Annotated in this window: 1 protein-coding gene and 1 pseudogene; both read right to left on the bottom strand. The window is 66.4% G+C overall.

What is annotated here, in order from left to right; genetic code table 11:
* A partial coding sequence (locus I5M_RS11895) for a beta-ketoacyl synthase N-terminal-like domain-containing protein (protein WP_022721607.1) occupies positions 1-509 on the bottom strand: 509 nt, incomplete at its 3' end.
* 214 nt (positions 510-723) lie between these two features.
* Positions 724-1,067: pseudogene (locus I5M_RS11890) on the bottom strand (NAD-dependent epimerase); the annotation flags it as partial.

The raw sequence follows: 1,067 nt of genomic DNA, 5'->3' as shown, positions 1-1,067 counted from the left end.
TTGGCGGCGATCATCGCCAGCGCATCGGACTGGTCGCCGTATTTCTGGAAGTACTTCTGCGCGATGATGCCGAACACGCCGGCGAAACCGGCCGGGGTGTCGCCGTCTTCGGGCAGATAGGAGGCGCGCAGCAGGTTCTTGCCGATCTCCGGCCCGGGGGTGCGGGTCATCTGCTCGACGCCGACCACCAGCACCACCTTGGCGGCACCCGACTCGATGGCGCGGACGCCCTGATGGACGGCCGCCGAGCCGGTGGCGCACGCGTTCTCGACACGGGTCGCCGGCTTGAAGCGCAGCGCCGGATCGGCCTGCAACACCAGCGCGGCGGTGAAGTCCTGCGGTGAGAAACCAGCGTTGAAATGCCCGAGAACGATCTCGTCGACATCAGACGCCGCAATGCCGGCATCGGCGATCGCCTCATTGGCGACACGGACGATCATGCTCTCGACGGTCTCGGCGTCGAACTTGCCGAACGGCATATGGGCCCATCCGACGATGCTGGCGGTCATGGCGTTTCTCCTGGGTGCGGTTGCTGGTTTGGGCCGAATATAGGACGGCCGTCAGCCAAAAGCATCCCCCTGCGGACCGGGTATACTTCCGTCATGCCCGGGCTTGACCCGCCTGCGCGGCCGAAGCCGCGACGGCGCGGCGAAGGCCCGGGCATCCATCGCACGAAGGAGATGGATCGCCGGGTCGAGCCCGGCGATGACGTCGGTGTTTTGTTCAGTTCACGAACTTGCCGCCCAGCTCATCCTCGATGTGAATCCGGATGATGTCGTCGAACGTCTTCTCGGCAGTGGTGAAGCCCAGCTGCAGCGCGCGGTCCGTCGAGAAATTGCGGGGCCAGCCGGAGACGATGCCGATGATCACCGGGTCGGGTTCACGCTTGATACGCGCCACGACGCTCTTGCCGGCGACACGCTCGAGCGCGGCGATCTGCTCGCCGACCGTCGCGGCGAGACCGGGCATAGACAGATTCCGCCGCGGCCCCATCGCGGCAAGGTCCATCGTGCCGGCGTGGATCAGAAAGCCGACTGCCGAGCGCGGCGAGGCGTGCCAGTGCATGA

Source organism: Rhodopseudomonas sp. B29, from assembly GCF_000333455.1.
Lineage (GTDB): Bacteria > Pseudomonadota > Alphaproteobacteria > Rhizobiales > Xanthobacteraceae > Rhodopseudomonas.
This window is presented reverse-complemented; position numbering and strand designations above follow the sequence as displayed.